This window comes from Nocardia sp. NPDC058640, from assembly GCF_042716995.1.
Lineage (GTDB): Bacteria > Actinomycetota > Actinomycetes > Mycobacteriales > Mycobacteriaceae > Nocardia.
The window spans coordinates 1-17,487 of sequence record NZ_JBHXRG010000013.1 but is presented as its reverse complement, the minus strand read 5'-3'; the positions used below and the strand labels follow the sequence as shown (position 1 = coordinate 17,487).

21 protein-coding genes are annotated in these 17,487 nt (G+C 65.7%); 10 read left to right on the top strand and 11 right to left on the bottom strand.

The window, feature by feature from the left end:
* Window positions 1-46: 46 nt before the first annotated feature.
* Together ACFWU5_RS16110 and ACFWU5_RS16105 are read left to right on the top strand one after the other, a co-directional pair.
* Window positions 47-250, top strand: coding sequence for a helix-turn-helix transcriptional regulator (locus tag ACFWU5_RS16110; protein ID WP_379267706.1), 204 nt, complete (start codon window positions 47-49; stop codon window positions 248-250).
* A 153-nt stretch (window positions 251-403) separates the two neighbouring features.
* Window positions 404-1,579: a tyrosine-type recombinase/integrase gene (locus ACFWU5_RS16105; RefSeq protein ID WP_379267705.1), complete on the top strand. Its 1,176-nt coding sequence runs from the start codon at window positions 404-406 to the stop codon at window positions 1,577-1,579.
* Between the two features lie 224 nt (window positions 1,580-1,803).
* On the opposite strand, the gene ACFWU5_RS16100 is transcribed toward ACFWU5_RS16105, so the two are convergent.
* A complete protein-coding gene (locus ACFWU5_RS16100) occupies window positions 1,804-2,493 on the bottom strand; it encodes a winged helix-turn-helix transcriptional regulator (protein ID WP_379267704.1) in 690 nt (229 codons plus the stop codon).
* Between the two features lie 90 nt (window positions 2,494-2,583).
* Between ACFWU5_RS16100 and ACFWU5_RS16095 the strand changes: the two genes are divergently transcribed.
* Entirely contained in the window at window positions 2,584-3,705 is a 1,122-nt protein-coding gene (locus tag ACFWU5_RS16095) for an acyl-CoA dehydrogenase family protein (RefSeq protein ID WP_379267703.1), read from the top strand.
* 138 nt (window positions 3,706-3,843) lie between these two features.
* Here ACFWU5_RS16095 and ACFWU5_RS16090 read toward each other — a convergent pair whose 3' ends face one another.
* A complete protein-coding gene (locus ACFWU5_RS16090) occupies window positions 3,844-4,446 on the bottom strand; it encodes a hypothetical protein (protein ID WP_379267702.1) in 603 nt (200 codons plus the stop codon).
* Between the two features lie 281 nt (window positions 4,447-4,727).
* Between ACFWU5_RS16090 and ACFWU5_RS16085 the strand changes: the two genes are divergently transcribed.
* The 4 genes from ACFWU5_RS16085 (at window position 4,728) to ACFWU5_RS16070 (ending at window position 7,654) form a co-directional block, all read left to right on the top strand.
* Window positions 4,728-5,360: a hypothetical protein gene (locus tag ACFWU5_RS16085; RefSeq protein WP_379241926.1), complete on the top strand. Its 633-nt coding sequence runs from the start codon at window positions 4,728-4,730 to the stop codon at window positions 5,358-5,360.
* An 84-nt stretch (window positions 5,361-5,444) separates the two neighbouring features.
* Complete coding sequence (locus ACFWU5_RS16080) at window positions 5,445-6,284, top strand: alpha/beta fold hydrolase (protein ID WP_379267701.1); 840 nt, start codon at window positions 5,445-5,447, stop codon at window positions 6,282-6,284.
* A gap of 97 nt (window positions 6,285-6,381) precedes the next feature.
* On the top strand, window positions 6,382-6,903 hold the full coding sequence (locus ACFWU5_RS16075; RefSeq protein WP_379267700.1) for a pyridoxamine 5'-phosphate oxidase family protein: 522 nt from the start codon (window positions 6,382-6,384) through the stop codon (window positions 6,901-6,903).
* A gap of 118 nt (window positions 6,904-7,021) precedes the next feature.
* Window positions 7,022-7,654 carry a GIN domain-containing protein gene (locus tag ACFWU5_RS16070; protein ID WP_379267699.1) on the top strand — a complete coding sequence of 211 codons (633 nt, stop codon included), beginning with the start codon at window positions 7,022-7,024 and terminating at the stop codon, window positions 7,652-7,654.
* Between the two features lie 76 nt (window positions 7,655-7,730).
* Here the strand turns inward: ACFWU5_RS16070 and ACFWU5_RS16065 are convergent, their stop codons facing one another.
* Genes ACFWU5_RS16065 through ACFWU5_RS16045 form a run of 5 tightly spaced genes read right to left on the bottom strand, consistent with a single transcriptional unit; the run spans window position 7,731 to window position 10,925 of the window.
* Entirely contained in the window at window positions 7,731-8,141 is a 411-nt protein-coding gene (locus ACFWU5_RS16065) for an arsenate reductase ArsC (RefSeq protein WP_379241930.1), read from the bottom strand.
* Between the two features lie 15 nt (window positions 8,142-8,156).
* Entirely contained in the window at window positions 8,157-8,558 is a 402-nt protein-coding gene (locus tag ACFWU5_RS16060) for a low molecular weight phosphatase family protein (RefSeq protein ID WP_379267698.1), read from the bottom strand.
* Window positions 8,555-9,643: an ACR3 family arsenite efflux transporter gene (gene arsB, locus ACFWU5_RS16055; RefSeq protein ID WP_379267697.1), complete on the bottom strand. Its 1,089-nt coding sequence runs from the start codon at window positions 9,641-9,643 to the stop codon at window positions 8,555-8,557. The genes ACFWU5_RS16060 and arsB overlap by 4 nt, the downstream gene beginning before the upstream one ends.
* Window positions 9,640-10,002 carry an ArsR/SmtB family transcription factor gene (locus tag ACFWU5_RS16050; protein WP_379241933.1) on the bottom strand — a complete coding sequence of 121 codons (363 nt, stop codon included), beginning with the start codon at window positions 10,000-10,002 and terminating at the stop codon, window positions 9,640-9,642. Before ACFWU5_RS16050 ends, arsB begins: the two co-directional genes overlap by 4 nt.
* A gap of 56 nt (window positions 10,003-10,058) precedes the next feature.
* Window positions 10,059-10,925 (bottom strand): helix-turn-helix domain-containing GNAT family N-acetyltransferase, encoded by an 867-nt coding sequence (locus ACFWU5_RS16045; RefSeq protein ID WP_379267696.1) that lies wholly within the window; start codon window positions 10,923-10,925, stop codon window positions 10,059-10,061.
* Between the two features lie 101 nt (window positions 10,926-11,026).
* On the opposite strand from ACFWU5_RS16045, the gene ACFWU5_RS16040 reads away from it, so the two are divergent.
* Both ACFWU5_RS16040 and ACFWU5_RS16035 read left to right on the top strand, forming a co-directional pair.
* Window positions 11,027-12,352 carry an FAD-dependent oxidoreductase gene (locus tag ACFWU5_RS16040; protein ID WP_379267695.1) on the top strand — a complete coding sequence of 442 codons (1,326 nt, stop codon included), beginning with the start codon at window positions 11,027-11,029 and terminating at the stop codon, window positions 12,350-12,352.
* A 3-nt stretch (window positions 12,353-12,355) separates the two neighbouring features.
* A complete protein-coding gene (locus tag ACFWU5_RS16035; protein ID WP_379267694.1) occupies window positions 12,356-13,582 on the top strand; it encodes an MFS transporter in 1,227 nt (408 codons plus the stop codon).
* On the opposite strand, the gene ACFWU5_RS16030 is transcribed toward ACFWU5_RS16035, so the two are convergent.
* From ACFWU5_RS16030 to ACFWU5_RS16020, 3 genes are all read right to left on the bottom strand, one after another.
* Entirely contained in the window at window positions 13,536-14,048 is a 513-nt protein-coding gene (locus ACFWU5_RS16030; protein ID WP_379267693.1) for a GNAT family N-acetyltransferase, read from the bottom strand. The two genes, ACFWU5_RS16035 and ACFWU5_RS16030, sit on opposite strands and share 47 nt — an antisense overlap.
* Before the next feature lie 2 nt (window positions 14,049-14,050).
* Window positions 14,051-14,839, bottom strand: a complete 789-nt coding sequence (locus ACFWU5_RS16025) for a ferritin-like domain-containing protein (protein WP_379267692.1) — start codon at window positions 14,837-14,839, stop codon at window positions 14,051-14,053.
* 590 nt (window positions 14,840-15,429) lie between these two features.
* A complete protein-coding gene (locus tag ACFWU5_RS16020; RefSeq protein ID WP_379267691.1) occupies window positions 15,430-15,558 on the bottom strand; it encodes a hypothetical protein in 129 nt (42 codons plus the stop codon).
* Between the two features lie 37 nt (window positions 15,559-15,595).
* On the opposite strand from ACFWU5_RS16020, the gene ACFWU5_RS16015 reads away from it, so the two are divergent.
* Window positions 15,596-16,285, top strand: coding sequence for a thermonuclease family protein (locus tag ACFWU5_RS16015; RefSeq protein WP_379267690.1), 690 nt, complete (start codon window positions 15,596-15,598; stop codon window positions 16,283-16,285).
* A 42-nt stretch (window positions 16,286-16,327) separates the two neighbouring features.
* On the opposite strand, the gene ACFWU5_RS16010 is transcribed toward ACFWU5_RS16015, so the two are convergent.
* Window positions 16,328-17,290: a GlxA family transcriptional regulator gene (locus tag ACFWU5_RS16010; RefSeq protein ID WP_379267689.1), complete on the bottom strand. Its 963-nt coding sequence runs from the start codon at window positions 17,288-17,290 to the stop codon at window positions 16,328-16,330.
* Window positions 17,291-17,487 lie beyond the last annotated feature (197 nt).

Below are 17,487 nucleotides of genomic sequence, written 5' to 3'. Positions count from 1 at the left end.
CGTCGCCTGCAGGTTAACCGGCACTTTCAACCCAGGAGGACGTATCATGCGTGAAACCGAAGCTGAGTGGATGACCCGCGACGAGGTCGCGGCGGCAACCAGGTTTTCCCCGAAGACGCTGTCGAACTGGGCCTCGATGCACCCACAGAAAGGTCCTCGGTGTGTCCGTGTGGGCCGCATGGTGCGGTACCGACGCGACGAGGTCACCGCGTGGCAGAACTCCCAGCTCTCCGCCGACCTCGCAGCATAGAGCGGGTGACCTGTCATGGTTCGTTCTGGCCGCCCAGAGCTCACACTAGGGGAGCTGGGGGATATCAGCTACACCGAGATCAAGAACGGGGAAGGGAAGACGACGGGGTATCGGGCCCGTGGTCGGTGGCGTCGCCCCTCTGACGGCGTGATTATGCCGAAGGAAAAGACAGCGCGCTCCAAGTCCGCAGCGAAGTCAGCGCTGAAAAGCTACATCGACAAACTGAACAAGTCAGCGGGGCCGGGTTCGTCGTTGATCACCCCGGACACGAAAATCCCGGTGCTGGCGGATCTTTGGTTGGCTGAATGTGAGCGCGATGAAGGGATCGACGCGGAGTCGATTGAACAGTACAGAGGTCAAATCAACCCGACTGAGCGACGGTTGAAGAAGGACGGCACTCCGGATCGGCGGGTGGATCCCGATTCGGTGCGGATTAAGACTGCGTTTGCGGGTTTGTCTGTGAGGGAGTTGACGGCTCCGCGTGTTGCTGCGCATGAGGCATTGATTTTGGCGCGGGGGACGAAGTCGAAGTTGAAGCTTCACAGGATCATTTTGAAAGGGATGATGAATTTGGCGGTGCAGCATGGTGCGATTTTGCCTGGTGCGCATCCGGTGATGGCGTTGAAACCGTTGAGGGGTTCGTCGCCGTCGGTGCGTGCGTTGACGATGGTCGAGTTGGTGGAGTTGCGTGCCCAGTTGCGCGCGTATTCGTTGGGTGAGGCGATTGAGGGTGGGGCGAAGGCTGGTCGGCGTCGGGCTCCTCATTTGGTGCGGGTGTTGGACATGCTGTTGGCTACGGGTGCGCGGCCGGGGGAGATTTTGGGGTTGCGTCGCTGTGATGTGCACAGGCCGGAGGTGGTGGGGGATCCGTGGGTGTTGGACATTTTTGGGACGGTGAAGCGTCGGCCGAAGGGGGAGGGTGGCACGTTCCGGCAGGCGCATACGAAGACGGGGCCGGAGGGGAACAGGTCGGTGGTGTTGCCGAAGTTCGCGGTGTCGATTGTGTTGGAGATGGGTGCGGCGTTCTGGGAGCCCGATGATGAGTCGCCGATGTTTCCGACGCGCACGGGTGGGTGGCGGTTGCCGTCCGATATTCGGACGCCGTGGAATGAGGCGCGTGGTTCTCGGTTTGGGTGGGTGCAGCAGAGGACGTTGCGGAAGACGGTGGCGACGATCATTGATGCGGAGTATGGGGCGGATCAGGCTGGTCGGCAGTTGGGGCATCGGAAGGGTTCGAAGATCACCGAGATGCATTACATTGATCGGCCGGTTTTGGCTCCGGATTCGACGCCTGCGTTGGAGCGGTTCAACGGGGGTGGTGATGAGTGATGTGTGGGATAAGTGTGGGATTGGGGTTGGTGTTGGCGGGTTGTGTTGGTCTGGTTTTGGTGGTTGAGCTGGTTTTGTGCCAATCACGAAACCATTTCTGCACCCTAACGTTTTGGTTACGGCGGTTGCCAACATGACACGGCATGTAGTGATTACTACCACGTTTTGTTCCCTGCAGTTCATGACTCCAGGTAAAGGTGCCCTGCGGCCCCCGACTTTTCGTGTTACGACGCGCGGGCGGGCCGCACGGATTCAGCGACATACCCGGCCACCGGGCTCAGTTTCAACACCGCGGGCATCCGACGAGTGAGCGCGGGCGGCCCGGTGAAGGTGACCCGGCCGGTGCGCTGCGCGTGGGTCAGCGGCATCCGTCCCAGCCACACTTCGTACAGGCCGGCGACATCGGCGTCGATGATCACGTCGACCGGATAACCGGGGTCGGTCTCGCACACCGACGGCACCGCGGCCTCGACCACGATCCAGAACCTGCGCACGTCATCGGTGAATCGCACCTGCAGCACCTGCCGTCGACCGGGCAGCATGGAGGTGTCGACCCGGCCGTGCATCCACCACACCAGCAGTGCCGCATCCAGTTCCTCGTCCTGCGGTGCGCCGAACGTCCACCGCGCGCCCCACTCGCCCAGCCCGAACAGGATCGGTTCGAGCTGCCTGCCCGCCTCGGTGAGCAGGTGCTCGGTGCCGAGTTTCTCGATGAGCCCGGCCCGTTCGAACTGGCGCAGACGCTTGGCGAGCAAGCTGCGCGACAGACCCGGCAGGCCGCGCGCGAGGTCGTTGAAACGGGTCGTGCCCACGAACAGGTCGCGCAGGATCAGCAGCGACCACCGTTCACCGAGCACGTCCAGGGCACGCGAAATCGGGCAGTACTGGCCGTAGCCTGGGGTTGGGCTTGTCATCGTCACCTCGCCGACGGGGTCCAACTTCTGGACCGGGGGAGTCCACTTTCTGGACTATCTGGTTATCGCGGCGCTTCCTACCTTCGAAACATGACTTCCACAATTTCTGACACCACGTCCAGCACCGACCGGGTCGCCCTCGCCCGCGAGATCGGTGAAACCTTGCGCGCCGAGGTCCCCGCACGGGACCGGACCGGCGAGATCTCCGTGGCCGCGTTCGATCGGTTGCGGTCCAGTGGGCTGTCGGCGGCGCTGGTGCCGGTCGAGTTCGGCGGTGGGGGTGCGTCCCATGCGGAGATGGGCGCGATCCTGCGTGAACTGGGCAGGCACGATCCGTCCACGGCGGTGGCGTTCGCGATGCATTCGCATCTGGTGGCCGCGCAGGTGTGGCGACACAACCACGGCATCGACGCCTCGGCGGTATTCGCGAAGGTGGTGGGCGGGGCGATTCTGGTGAGCACCGGGGCCTCGGATTGGGTCGAATCCAACGGGCACGCCGAACGTGTCGAGGGCGGGTACCGGGTGAGCGCGCGCAAGGCGCCTGCCAGCGGGTGCGAGGTCGGCGATGTATTGGTCACCAGCGTGCGTTTCGACGCCGAGGTACTGCATTTCGCGATCCCGCTGACCGCCGGCGGCGTGAGCATCGACAAGACCTGGGACTCGTTCGGCCTGCGCGCCAGCGGATCGCACACCGTCGTGCTCGACAACGTGTTCGTCCCCGAAGCCGCGATCTCCCTGACCCGCCCCGCCGGTCCATGGCCGCCGGTGCTCAATGTGGTTCTCGGAGCGGCACTCCCACTGATCCTGGCCGCCTATCTCGGCGTGGCCGACGCCGCCGTAGACCTCACCGCCCACCTGATGCGAGGCCGCACCGAACCCCACACCATCCAATCCGCAGGCGAAATGCTCAACGCCCACACCACCGCCGAAGACCTCGTCACCGCCATGTTCACCGACGCCGCCAACCTCACCTTCCCCAACACCGACACCTACGCCGCCCACACCCTGAGCCGCAAAACCGTAGCCGCCGACGCCCTCATCACCACCCTGCGCCTGGCCATCGAAACCACCGGCGGCGCAGGCTACTCCCGCTCCTGCGACCTCGAACGCCTCTACCGAGACATCCACGGGGTCCAATTCCACCCACTGCCCCGCGCGAAGCAGACCCGCTTCAGTGGGCGAGTTCTATTGGGGCACAGTCCACTCGGGTGAGCAGGAGGGGGTCATGCTGCCTGATGACCCCCTCTCGCCTACCTGTAAAGGTGACCGGTGACGGTTGGGTCGTTGGCCAGTTCGTAGCGCGCGATCTGGCGTTCGTCCGGGTCGGCTGTCAGTTCGTCGGTAGGCATGTCAGGCGGCCGCCGGGACCGGGCGGTTGTCCAGGTAGGAGATGGCTTGTTCGCGGCGGGTTTCGTCGGGGGTGGTCAGGCTCCAGAAGGCGCCGAACAGGCCACGACGTTGGTAGCGGGCGCGGCGTTCGAGGTCGAAGAGCGGGTTGAGGAATTCGCGTCCCAGCACTGTTGCCAGGTGTGCGTCCGCGCGGTGGATTATGCGCCTGGACCAGACTGCCATGCTCCCGAGATAGGCAACCGTGAACAGCGTCAAGACGATGGTGAGGTTCGGAACGATCGACACCGACATTTCGAACAGCGCGAGCTCGACCGCGAAAACAGGCACGCTCAGCAGGAGGAACGCGACGGCGTACTTCCACATCGACACCCTGACCATATCCGCGCGCACGACGGCGGCCGCGAGCGCGGCTTCCTGCTCCGCCTCGGTCAAGTCGTCGTATCCGGCACCGATCGCCACGACCGGCTGCCATACGAGCGCTCGAGTCCACACCCCATCCGGAAACCAGCACCGCGGCAAGCGGGCCACCTTCACCTGCGGTGTCCGTACCTCGAGTTTGCCGGCGAATTCCGCCGCTCGAGCCCTCAATAGATCTTGATTCACCGCCATATGATCCGCTATGCAGGCGAAATTCGCGTGCTGAGGGGTGCGTTCAGGTGGTCTAATCGCCGGGTGATGATGATCGCGCGACTGTGGTGGCCGTTGACCTAGCGGCTGACCGAGTTGTGCGCGGCCGCCCTGTGGGGGGCCAGATGTGTTGTGACGACGTCTGTTCCGGTCCCGGGGTGGTCCCCTGAATGGAAGGAATAGACATGACCGCTATCGGAACCGGTGGGATCGGCGAGATTCTCGTCAGCTCTCGGTCGCTCGCGGAGTATCGGGCGATGTTCGCGCTCACCGAGGAGGATCTAGGGCGCAGGATTTTGGACTGTCCGGGTGGGGCGGCGGGGTTCACTGCCGAGGTTTCGGGCCGGGGTGGTGATGTAACTGCTTGCGACATCGCCTATTTCGACCGTGGTATCGAGCGGGTGGCTGCTGCGGCGATGGCTGAGGCGGACCGGGGCAACCGGTATATCCGTGAGCGGGCGGACAAGTATCGCTGGACGTTCTTCGCGGACCCGGATGATCACCGGCGTGCCCGGCATCAATCCGTAGAGCAATTCGTGGCTCACAGTCGCAGTTGTCCGCAGCGCTATATCGCGGGCAGACTCCCGGCTCTGCCGTTCTCCGACAACAGCTTCGAGCTCGTACTGAGCTCGCATCTGCTGTTCAGCTACGCCGACGACCTGGACTACGACTTCCATCGCCAGGCGATCACCGAGCTCGTGCGCGTCGCAACCGCCGAGGTCCGGCTGTTCCCGTTGATGCCGGTCGGTTCGTCGGCGCGGTACCCGCAGCTCGAGGAGTTGCGCGCCGACCTGTCTCGATCGGGCACTCAGAGCCGAATTGTGCAGGTGGAATATGAGTTTCAGGTAGGTGGCAACGAGATGTTGGTTTGCGAGGTGGGCTCCGCATAGGGCCGGTCTTCGGTCGCACCGATGAGTTTCGGGTCGACCCGTCGTCCGTATCTGTGGGGGCTACCAACAGGCAGGAGTTCAGGCATGACCTCGGTGCGGGCGAACGGTGTAGATCTCGGGATCGAAAGCTTCGGGCACGAAGACGACCCCCTGGTCCTGCTGGTCGGCGGCCCGACGATGCTGTCCTGGCCCGATGCGCTGTGCGAGCGGCTCGCATCGGGCGGGCGGCGCGTGATTCGGTACGACCTGCGTGACTGCGGCGAATCGACGACCCGTGATCCGCAGAATCCGGCCTACGACCTGCGCGATCTCGTCGCCGATGCGGCCGCGCTGGTCGAGGTGCTCGGTGCCGAAGCCGCCCACCTCGGCGGAATCGGCGTCGGCGGAATGGTCGCGCAGGTCACCGCGCTGGACCACCCGGACCTGTTCGCCGCACTGACCCTGGTCGGCACCAGAGCGGTGGCACCGGGCATGGTCGACCCGGACCTGCCTGACCACGACTCGACAGTCATGGGCGCGGTGTTCTCCCGTCCGCGCCCGGACTGGACGGATCGGAATGCAGTCGCGGAGTTCGCCGCCCAGGGAGCCGAACTGATGGGCAACGACCCGGACCAGGCGCGCGCGACCGCCGCCCGAATCTGGGACCGCACACCGTCGGACGATCCCGCAGTCCACCAGGCGAATCAACTCGCCATGGTGTTTTCACGCATCGACTGCACCCCGCGTTGGCGCGAGCGTCTGCATGAACTCGACACACCCACGCTCGTAGTCCACGGCCGCGCCGACCCGTTCTTCCCCGTCGGCAACGGCGAGGCCCTTGCCAACGAAATCCCCAAGGCCCGTCTGCTGGTCCTAGACAACATGGGCACCGCTCTGCGTCACGCGGCGGCTGACCAAGTCGCCACCGCCATGCTCGCCCTCTGACAACGGCTCGCCTGGGCGAAAGATGACAGGAGACGTCAGGTTTCTGGTCGAGGATGGATTCGTCGGTTCGCCAACCCACGGATAGATAGGGCCCTCCTTGCGGGAAACTTCGGAAGACCTCGCTGAGCTTCAGGAACTGCTCGACTCCTCGCGCGGGGGTGCGTCGGCGCATCTGCGGTCGATCATCGATGACGCGAACACGCTCACCGCGGCGGAACTTGTGGGGGTGCTCACCGGGATGTGCACGCTGGCGCTGTCGACTGTGACGGCGAGGTGTGAGCCGCGGATCAGTGGGGTGGACGGGCATTTCCTGTGGGGGCGTTGGTATTTCGGGACGGCCCGTACGGCCGCGAAGGTGCGTCACATTGCTGCGCGGCCAGCGGTGAGTGTTGCGCACATGCGTGGTGAGAGTTTGGGGGTGTTCGCGCACGGCACGGCGGAGATTCTCAATCCGCTGGGCGGCGAGCCTGCTGCGGACTGGCCGGAAGTGCTTGCGTACTTCAAGGAGTTCTACGGGGATGACGCGTTCGATTGGGACAACGAGGTTGTGTACTACCGGCTGCGGCCGCACTGGATGACCGTGTACGCCCCCGATATCGCCAGGTTGGCGGCACCTTAGCCCTGCTTCGGGGCGGGTCCGAAAATCAGGGGTTGCGCTATACGTATACATGTACTTATAGTGAGAGCACGCGATGTACGTATACATCTACGTATAGACACGCAACCGAGGAGTTCAAATGCCCACTTTCCAGACGCCCCAGCCGATCGCCGTCACCGTCGACGTGCCCTGCGGTGAGGTCACCGTGATCGCTTCCGACCGGCTCGACACCGTCGTCGACGTTCGTCCGGCCGACGCAGCCAACAAGGCGGATGTGCGTGCGGCGCACGAGGTTCAGGTCGATTTCGTCGACGGCGCGCTGAAGGTCGAGACGCCGAAGTCGTGGAAGCCGTTCAGCGGGAAGTCGACGCTCTCGGTGACCGTGGAGGTGCCGACCGGTTCCGCGCTCGACGCGACCCTGGCCATGGGTCGACTGGTGAGCGTCGGCGAATTCGGCCAGTGTGACCTCGAGGTCTCCGCCGGCGACGTCGTGGTCGAGAATCCGGGTGCCTCGGTGTCCGCGAAAACCGCCAAGGGCAACATTCGAGTCGACGATGCCGCGCGCGGGGTTCTGCGCTTGGAGACGTCCATGGGTGACCTGGAGGTAGGTGTGCGCCGTGGTAGTGCGGCGCGGCTGGAAGCCAATGCAATGGGCGGCAACGTGCAGAATCTGACGGAACCTGTTGACCCGCAGGGCAAGTCGGAGACCGTGCGGATTGTCGCGCGCACTTTGTACGGCAGTGTGATCGTCGGGCAGGGCGCCTCGGTGTAGTTCACATGCTGCTCGATACAGCACCGCCCCGACCGCATCTCAGCGGTCGGGGCGGAAGCCGTGTCCCACAGAACGCTCAGGCGCGCGCAGGCAGCAGTTCGGCGATCAGGTCTTCGATGCGCTTCTTGATCTCGTCGCGAATCGGCCGCACCGACTCCACACCCTTGCCCGCCGGATCCTCGAGTTTCCAGTCGCGGTAATCCACGCCGGGGAAGTACGGGCAGGCGTCGCCGCAGCCCATGGTGATCACGACCGAGGAGGTTTCGACCGCGTCGGGGGTGAGGATTTTGGGGGACTGGGCGGTGATGTCGATGCCGAGTTCGGCCATCGCCTCGACCGCGGCGGGGTTGAGGGCGTTGCCGGGCGCGCTGCCTGCGGAACGGACCTCGATGTCGTCACCGGCGAGGTGGGTCAGGAACCCTTGGGCCATCTGGGAACGGCCTGCGTTGTGCACGCACACGAACAGCACGCTGGGCTTGGTTGTCATGGGAGGCAATGCCTTTCAGCTGGTGAGGTCGGCGAGCAGGTGCCGAACCCTGGTTTCGATGTCGTCGCGCACCAGGCGCATCCGTTCGATGCCGTCGATACCGCGTTCGGAAGGTTCGTCGGTGTCCCAGTTGATGATTCGCACACCAGGAACGGGTTCGACCTGCGCTTCGCTGCCGAGGGTGACCACCAGGTCGACGCTGCGCAGCAAGTCTGGGTCGATGGGTTTGGGTGACTCACCGGTGATGTCGACGCCGATTTCGCGCAGTGACTCCGCGGAGAGTTCGTTCACCGCGGTGCCGGGGCGGGTGCCCGCGGAGTGCACCTGGACTCGGTCACCGGCCAGGTGGCGCATCAAACCGGCTGCCATCTGCGATTTTCCGCCGTTTTTCACACAGACGAACAGCACCGAGCTCATGCGGGATCTCCGACCGGGCGAGCGGGGTCGGCGAAGCGTTTGCGCAGAGCGAGCGACACGTAAACCAAGCCGACCAGCACCGGGACCTCGATCAGCGGCCCGACCACACCGGCCAGCGCTTCACCCGAAGTGGCGCCGTAGGTGGCGATCGCGACGGCGATGGCGAGTTCGAAGTTGTTGCCCGCGGCGGTGAAGGCCAGTGTGGTGGTGCGCGCGTAGCCAAGGCCCATGACCGCGCCCAGCGCGTAACCGCCACCCCACATCACCGCGAAGTACACCAGCAGCGGCAGGGCGATGCGGGCGACGTCGAGCGGGTGGGAGGTGATCTGCTTACCCTGCAGCGCGAACAGCACCACGATCGTGAACAGCAGTCCGTACAGCGCCCACGGCCCGATCTTGGGCAGGAACTTCGACTCGTACCAGTCGCGGCCCTTGGCCCGTTCGCCCAGGCGACGCGACAGGTAACCGGCGACCAGCGGGATGCCCAGGAAGATCAGCACCGACTTGGCGATCTGCCACGGCGAGGTGTCGATGGTGGTCTGTTCCAAGCCCAGCCAACCCGGCAGCACCGACAGGTAGAACCAGCCCATCACGGCGAACATGAACACCTGGAACACCGAGTTCAACGCCACCAGCACCGCGGCGGCTTCGCGATCACCGCAGGCCAGGTCGTTCCAGATGATGACCATGGCGATGCAGCGCGCCAAACCCACGATGATCAAACCGGTGCGGTATTCGGGCAGGTCGGGCAGGAAGATCCAGGCCAGCGCGAACATCAGCGCCGGGCCAAGGATCCAGTTCAAGGCCAGCGAGCCGATCAGCAGCTTGCGGTCGCCGGTGACCGAGTCGAGGCGGTCGTAACGGACCTTGGCCAGCACCGGGTACATCATGATCAGCAGGCCGATCGCGATCGGCAGCGAAACACCGTCGATCTCGATCGCGCCGAGTACGTCGTCGAGGCCGGGGACCATGCGCCCCAACAGGATTCCGGCCAGCATGGCCGCGCCGATCCACAGCGGCAGGAATCGGTCGAGCGTGGAAAGTTTGCCGACAACGGGTGGTTGGTCGGCGGTGGTGGTGCTCATGCGTGGGAACTCTCGGTGATCAGCGCGCTGGAAACGCGGGCGAATGATTCGGGCACGACGCGGTAGTACACCCACGACGCGCGGCGCTCACTGGTGAGCAGTCCGGCTTCGCGCAGCACTTTGAGGTGATGCGAGATGGTCGGTTGGCTGACGTCGACACCGTCGGAGATGTCGCACACGCACGCCTCCCCGCCCGCGCGGCTGGCGACCAACGACAGCAGTCGAAGGCGCACCGGGTCCGACAGTGCTTTGAACACCGCGGCCAGTTCGACCGCCTCCGCGGGGGTCAGCGGATCGCGGACGACCGGCTCCGCGGCACAGGCCGCGACCGGTGTCAGATTCAGCTCCGACTTAGACATTCCTCGATATTGACGTATATCGAATCAATGCGCAAGCAAACGTCTGGTGAACGGTGTCAGGAGTTCGCGCTGCGGCGTTCGAGCAGAACGGTGTCGCGCCACACGCCGTCCAACTGCGCGATGCGCTCGCGCAGTCCCACGGTTCGGAATCCGGCCGAGTGATGCAGGGCGATACTGGCGCGGTTCTCCGGGAAGATCGCGCTTTGCAGCGTCCACAGGCCCGCGTCGTCGGCGGCCATCACCTGGGTGCGCAGCAGTGACTTGCCGACGCCACGTCCACGCATTCCGTCGCCGACGTAGACCGAGTTCTCCACGACACCGGCGTAGCAGTCGCGAGCGGAAGTCGGGCTCAGGTTGGCCCAGCCGACGACCGCGCCGTCGATTTCGGCGACCCAGCGATGGTCGGGCAACCATTGCGCTTCGAGGGTCTCGCGGCGGGGAACTTCGGTGGTGAAGGTGGCAAGTCCCGTGGCGATGCCTTCGCCGTAGATCCGCAGGACCGCGTCCCAGTCGTCGTCGCGCATCGCCCGAACTGCCACGTCAGCGGGCAGATCGGTCGGGCAGCAGGGTCGTGGCGCGAGCACGCCCATCACCGCGTCCGCGGCGTGGGGCAGTCCCGTGCAGCAGGTCGGGTTGACCGCGACCACGGTGGAGGTTCCGCTCTTGTGAGTGGTGACGAAACCGACTTCGGCCAGTTTGCGCACGTGGTGCGAGACCGTGGGCTGGGTGATGGACAGGGCGGCGGTCAGTTCGCGCACGGTGATTCCGGTCGGGCGGGTGGCTACCAGGTGCAGCAGCTGGATGCGTGTCGGGTCGGCGAGGCAGGCGAACCATTCGGAGTAGGTGGTGGCGTCGTCGACGGCCAGTGCGTCGACGCGGGGAGTTGCTGGGTCGCGCACGACGGGCATGTCCAGGGACGTCATGTGGCCGATTATATCGACGTTGATCAATGGTTGCATTCATCGACGACTGTCGATACAGTCACACTTGTTGGATCGATGGGTGTCGATGAATGGAGATCGAGATGACCGAACTGCCTGTTGTCGTTGTCGGAGCCGGCCCGGTGGGGTTGGCCGCTGCTGCTGAACTGCGCGAACGCGGCGTGGAGGTGCTGGTGTTCGAACGTGGGGCGCGCGCCGGTGCGGCGGTCGCGGAGTGGAATCATGTGCGGTTGTTCTCTCGATGGGCTGAGTTGGTTGCGCCCGCGGCGCGGCGAGTGCTCGACGGGACCGGGTGGGTCGCGCCTGTCGACGAGGAGTACCCGACCGGTCAACAGTGGGCTCGCGACTACTTGGCCCCATTGGCTGCTGCGCTGGGCTGCGTGCGCTACGACACTGAGGTGGTCGGACTCGCTCGCCGAGGTCGTGACCGGGTTGTCGATGCCGGGCGGGACAGTGAACCGTTGTCTGTGCATCTGCGTCAGTCAGATGGGACCGAGGAACGTATTCTCGCCCGCGCTGTCATCGATGCTTCCGGAACCTGGGGTGGCCCGAATCCGCTTGGTGGCGAAGGACTTCCGGCCCTGGGTGAGCGTGGATCCGATGCCGTGACCTACCGCGTTCCCGACATCGACTCCGCCGAACAGTCCGACCGCTTCGGCGGCGCGCACACGGTGATCGCAGGCGGCGGCCACTCCGCACTCGGCGCGATCGTGGCGCTGGCACAGTTGTCGGAGGAGCGGCCCGGCACCCGGCTGACCTGGATTCTTCGGCGCGGCTCCGCCGAATCGACCTTCGGTGGTGGCGACGCCGACGAACTGCCCGCCCGTGGCGCACTCGGCCTGCGCGCGAAGAAGGCTGTCGACGCCGGTCTGCTGGACGTGGTGACCGGATTCCGCACTGCGGCAATCGAACCCGACGCGCAGGGCCGCGTGACACTGGTAGCCGACGACGGTCGCCGCATCGACGACGTCGACAATGTCGTCGCGCTCACCGGCTTCCGCCCCGAGCTGGACTGGCTGTCGGAAGTGCGCCTGGAACTGGACCCCGTCCTGCAGGCCCCCGTCCGCCTGGCACCGCTGATCGACCCGAACGTGCACTCCTGCGGCACCGTCTACCCCCACGGCGTCGCCGAACTGACACACCCCGAACCCGGCGTCTACCTGGTCGGCATGAAGAGCTACGGCCGCGCCCCGACCTTCCTGGCGATGACCGGCTACGAACAGGTCCGCTCGATCGCCGCCTCGATCGTGGGCGACCACGAGTCTGCCGCCCGCGTCGAGCTCACCCTGCCCGAGACCGGAGTCTGCGGCGGCGCAGGCGTTTTCGACGAACCGTCCGGTGAGAGCTCGGGTGGTTGCTGCAGTCCCGCACCCGAAGTTCTGACGTTGTCGGCGCCTTCGCTGAGCTGAAACGTGTCGACAGCCACCATTGTCGCGCAGGCCGGGTCCATCGGGCCCGGCCTGCGTCGACGGGTACTGATCACCCTGTGTCTGACCGAGATCACCAGCTGGGGAATCCTCTACTACGCGTTTCCCGTTCTGGCGGTGTCGATTTCGGCTGACACCGGGTGGTCGCTGCCGATGATCACCGCGGCGTTCTCGCTGAGCCAGCTGGCTGCCGCGCTCACGGGAATCCCGGTCGGCGCGATCATCGATCGCGTCGGGCCACGCACCGTGATGACCGCGGGGTCGGTCCTGGCAGTGCCCGCGCTGATCGCCGTCGCGCTGGCGCCGAACCCGGTCGTGTTCTTCGCCGGCTGGCTGGCCGCGGGCGTCGCGATGGGAGCGGTGCTGTACCCGCCCGCGTTCGCGGCGCTGACCCGCTGGTTCGGCACCGACCACGTCAAAGCGTTGATGATCCTCACCCTGTCCGGCGGGTTCGCCAGCACCGTGTTCGCCCCACTCACCGCCGCGCTGGTCCAGCAGACCGACTGGCGCGCAACATATCTCACGCTCACCGCCGTGCTGGCGATCGTGACGATCCCGGCCCACCTGTTCGGCTTGACCGGCACATGGCCCGACCCGCCGACCGCCGCCACCCCCGCTGACGACGATCATGCGGCAGTGTCGCGAAGCCCCGCCTTCGCCATGCTCGTGCTCGCCTCGAGTCTGGGCGCGTTCGCGGCCTTCGCCGGGGTCTTCAACCTGGTCCCCCTGCTGATCGAACGCGGCTTCTCCCCGTCCCTGGCCGCCCTCACCCTCGGATTGGGCGGTGCCGGACAGGTCCTCGGCCGCATCGGCTACCTACCCCTGATCACCCGCACCACCGCCCGCGGCCGCATGGTCGGAACCCTCGCGATAACCGCCGTCGCCACAGCCCTGTTCGGCTGTGCCACAACAGCATTCGCTCTCATCGCCCTCTCGATCGGCGCCGGCGTGGTCCGCGGCATCATGACCCTGGTCAAAGCCACCGCCGTCACCGAACGCTGGGGCGCCACCCACTACGGCCGCCTCAACGGCCTGCTGTCCGCACCCATGGTGATCGTGATGGCACTCGCCCCGTGGGGCGGCACCATGCTGATGACCTGGACCGGCAGCTACGCCCGCACCTACTTCGTCCTCGCCGCGATCGCGGGCATGGCAGCACTCGCCGCTACCGCGACCATTCCTCGTTCTCGGAGCGAAGTTCGCGGGCCATGAGCACATCGTCGACGTAGTGGTCGTGGATCAGGAACTGGCCGACGAGCCGACCTTCGACGCGGTACCCGTGCGCGAGATAGATCGCCTGAGCACGGGTGTTGCTGCCCAGAACTCTGAGGGTGATGCGTCGAGCGTCGCGTTCGATGGCCAGTTGTAGGGCTGCGTCGAGCAGTAGGTGACCGATCCCGCGCCCTTGATGCTGTGGTGCGACGGCGAATCCGTTGATCTCCTGAACATGTCCATCAGACGCCGGCATCGGCGACGGCCGCAGTTTCACGTATCCGAGGATGCGCTCGGCTTCCTGCGCGACCAGTACATTTCCCGGCGATGTCTGGTCGTTGAAGAAAGGTGTCTCCAGCGGCCACAGCGGGACCGGCGCCACTTGCGGCGACCAGGTGGCGTGGTCGATGACCGCCAGTTCTCGTTCGTCGCCCGCGGTTGCGATGCGGATTGCAGGCCTGCCCATCCTCAGGTCCACACGTATCGCTGCGGGTCCATGCGTTGCCAAGCGCGGCGCATTTTGGCGTAGGCGGCGCGACGGTAGTGGGGCCAGGTGAAGCCGCCGGCGCGGAGGGCGCGGTGGTGACCTGCCCACACCAGGAGCATGACGACGAGGAACAGGGCGCGGTGGGCGAGCATCGTGAGGTGGAAGCGGGTGCGGGAGCGGTTGCGCAGCAGAACGGCGAGGCGCTCGCATTGCAGCTGCACATGGGGCACCTCGTCGGCGAGGATCTGTGCGCAGACGGCGCGTAATACCGGGGAGCCGGTCGCGCGGCGGATCGCGTTGTAGTAGATCATCGCCAGCGTTTCGACCATGACGACGGGCGTGGTCCAGACCTCGATGTCGGTGATGCTGTGTCGCAGCCGACGAAACAGCGTGTCACCCCAATCGGCTTGTCTGCGTGGGATTCCCGCGTCATCGAGAATTCGACCCAACAGCGCGCCGTGCCGTTGCTCCTCCCAGATGAACAGGTCGATGACGTCGCGGTAGGCGGGGTCGCCGATGGTGGCGGCGTAGCGGGCGGCAGACGCGGCAAGGTGGCGTCCGTCCGACGTTTCCCCGAGCTGCCAGGCCTGCAGCGAACGGCGAATCGGCGCCATCTCCGCCGGACTCGCCCCCATGTCGGTCGATTGCCACGGAATGGGCCGGTGGCGAACGGCATTCTGCTGGAAGTAGGCCAGCCATTCCTGCGTGGTGCGGACGCGACGCTCATTCGTCGGCGCACTCGTCGACGACGGACTGTTTCGTTCCCCCATGGTTCCCCCTGTGTTGACCTCCACTCGTACCCGAAATCTGCCGGTGCCGCCATCCGCGAGGGCTGCCACGCGGTCAGATCTGGCGTTGTTGAGATGGCGAGAATGTCGCTAACAGCCGGTGCGCTCCTTCCGATTCAATAGGTAGGTTCCTGTTGAACAGGAGGACGCCATGAGTTCCACCTCGTGGCACGCCCAGCGATGATCACGCGGCATCTGACGAAATTCGCCTGGGTGGGCCTCGGTCTCGGTGCGATGCTCGCTGCTGCCGCGCTCGTGGACACGGTGATTGCGGCAGCGGTGGTATTCGGTGCCGTTGCGGCGTGGTGCGGCTGGTTGCTCATCAAATCCGGTCGACGCGCCCCCTCGGCCCCGACTGTGCCGGTCGCGGCGTACGCCAACTCTCGGCATCAGGCATGGATCCGGGGTACTCCGAGCGGTGTGCACGATCGAGCGTCGAGCAGGGGAAAAGTCGTCGGTGCGGTGGCGGGTGTGGCTGCACTCGCTGGTGTCGGCCTCGGCCTGACGCCGGATCCGCAGCCGACCCCGACGGCAAATCAGGTCCCGAATTCGGTTCAAGTTCCCAGTCCGGTTCAGGTTCCCAGTTTTGCGGAGGTTCCCACTTCAACGGCGTCGATCACCAGTCCGTCGAGTGTCGAGGCGAGTTCGCCCACCAATGTGCCCGCACCGCCGGTCACGGCCGACGAGAGCCGCTCTAGCATCCCGCCATCGGTACCGGAAGATGCTCAGGAAGCAATCGTGCGCCGCATCGTAGATGGCGACACTCTGACAGTCGCCGCGGTCGCCCCCGGCACCGTGCTCGATTCCACGAGCACGGTGACCGTGCGACTGTTGGAGGTGGATACTCCGGAAACGAAAGACCCGAACGAGCCGGTCCAATGCTTCGGCCCGGAGTCGACCGCCGAACTCGCTCGTCTCGCCCCGGTCGGTTCGACCGTGTGGGTGCAGCGCGACCAGGATCCGCTCGACGGATCCGGCCGCCACCTGCTGTACCTGTGGACCGCGAGCGGCGAGTTCGTGAACCTGGCGCTGGTGCGGTCCGGGTATGCCGAGGCAGTGTTATATCCACCGAACGACAAGCACTGGGCCGTGATCAGCGCCGCCGAGGCGGGTGCGAAGTCGTCGAGCGCTGGAGTGTGGGGCGCGTGTCCGGGGTTCGGCGAACCTCCACCAACGCCCACTCCTGTTCCTGTTCCGCCGAATATGCCAGAACCGGATCAGTCGCGTGTGCCAGAACCGGCTCCGGTGCCGCCGCCGACCAGATTGCCGACACCGACGAAGGCGCTCCCTGACCAATCGGGATTGCCGCCTCAGCGAATGGGCCCCGACACCGATTGCGCCGACTACCCCGGCCCGGTCAGTGTCGCGCCCGGTGACCCACACAGGCTCGACGCGGACGACGATGGTGTCGGATGTGACGCCAACTAGCAGTATCGCGCCGAATGCCACTGGCGGTAGGTGTACGGCGAGTCAGCGCCCGGCAGTCGAGTTACTGGTCTGGAACGCGGCTCTGTAGGCGTTGGGTGTGGTGCCGGTGATGCGCTTGAAGCGGTCGCGAAAAGCAGTGGGGGAGTGAAACCCCACCTGCCCGGCGATCCGCTCGACCGGGTGGTCGGAGGTCTCCAGCAGGTGCTGCGCCTGACGGACGCGGGCTCGCAGGAGCCATTGCAGCGGCGTGGTACCGGTTTGTTCGCGGAATCGTCGGTTGAGTGTTCGCGTGCTCATCCGGGAGTGTTCGGCGATGTCTGCGAGCGTGAGGTCGGCAGCGGCGTTTTCCTGCATCCAGTGCAGCACCGGTTCGAGTGTGGAGCCACACGGCGTGGGCGGCCGGTCATGGACGATGAACTGGGCTTGGCCGCCTTCGCGTTCCAGCGGCACCACCGCCAAGCGGGCGGCATCGGCGGCGACAGCCGACCCGTAGTCGCGGCGAATCATGTGCAAGCACAGGTCTAAACCAGCGGATGCGCCTGCTGAGGTGAGGAATTGGCCGTTGTCGACGTACAGCACATCCGGGTCGACGTCGATCGACGGATAGCACTGCGCCAGCGCATCGGTGGCACGCCAGTGGGTGGTGGCGCGCTGCCCGTCGAGGACTCCGGTGGCAGCGAGGGTGAACGCGCCGGTGCAGATCGAGGCGATGCGGGTGCCGTCGTCGGCGGCCCGACGCAGGGCAGCGATCACCTCGTCCGGGATCGGCGCGGTGGGTTCGGCACAGCCGGGCAGCACGATGGTGTCCGCTTCGGCCAGCGCGTTCAGACCCCACTGCGATTGCAGGAGGAACGTTCCGGCGTCGACGGTGGCCGTAGCAGCGCACACGCGGACACGGTATGCCGCTCGGCCGTCGGGGAGTCGGGTTTGTCCGAAGGCCTCGATCGGAGTGGACAGGTCGAAGGGAATGACCTTCTCCAAGGCCAGGACGGCCACTGTGTGCATGGCCATAGCGTAGGTCTACTAGTGCCGCGTCCGGAAAGGTTGATGCGGTAACCGCTCGGGGTGGCGGGTTGATCCGTGGCCGGTGACCGGTGATGCTGCCCAACGGAGGTGGTGCCGGTGGCTCGCAAGCCGGATGTGTTCGTCAGAGCGGTAACCCCAGAGGAAGGCCGCAAACTCGCCCAGATCGCTAGGCGCAG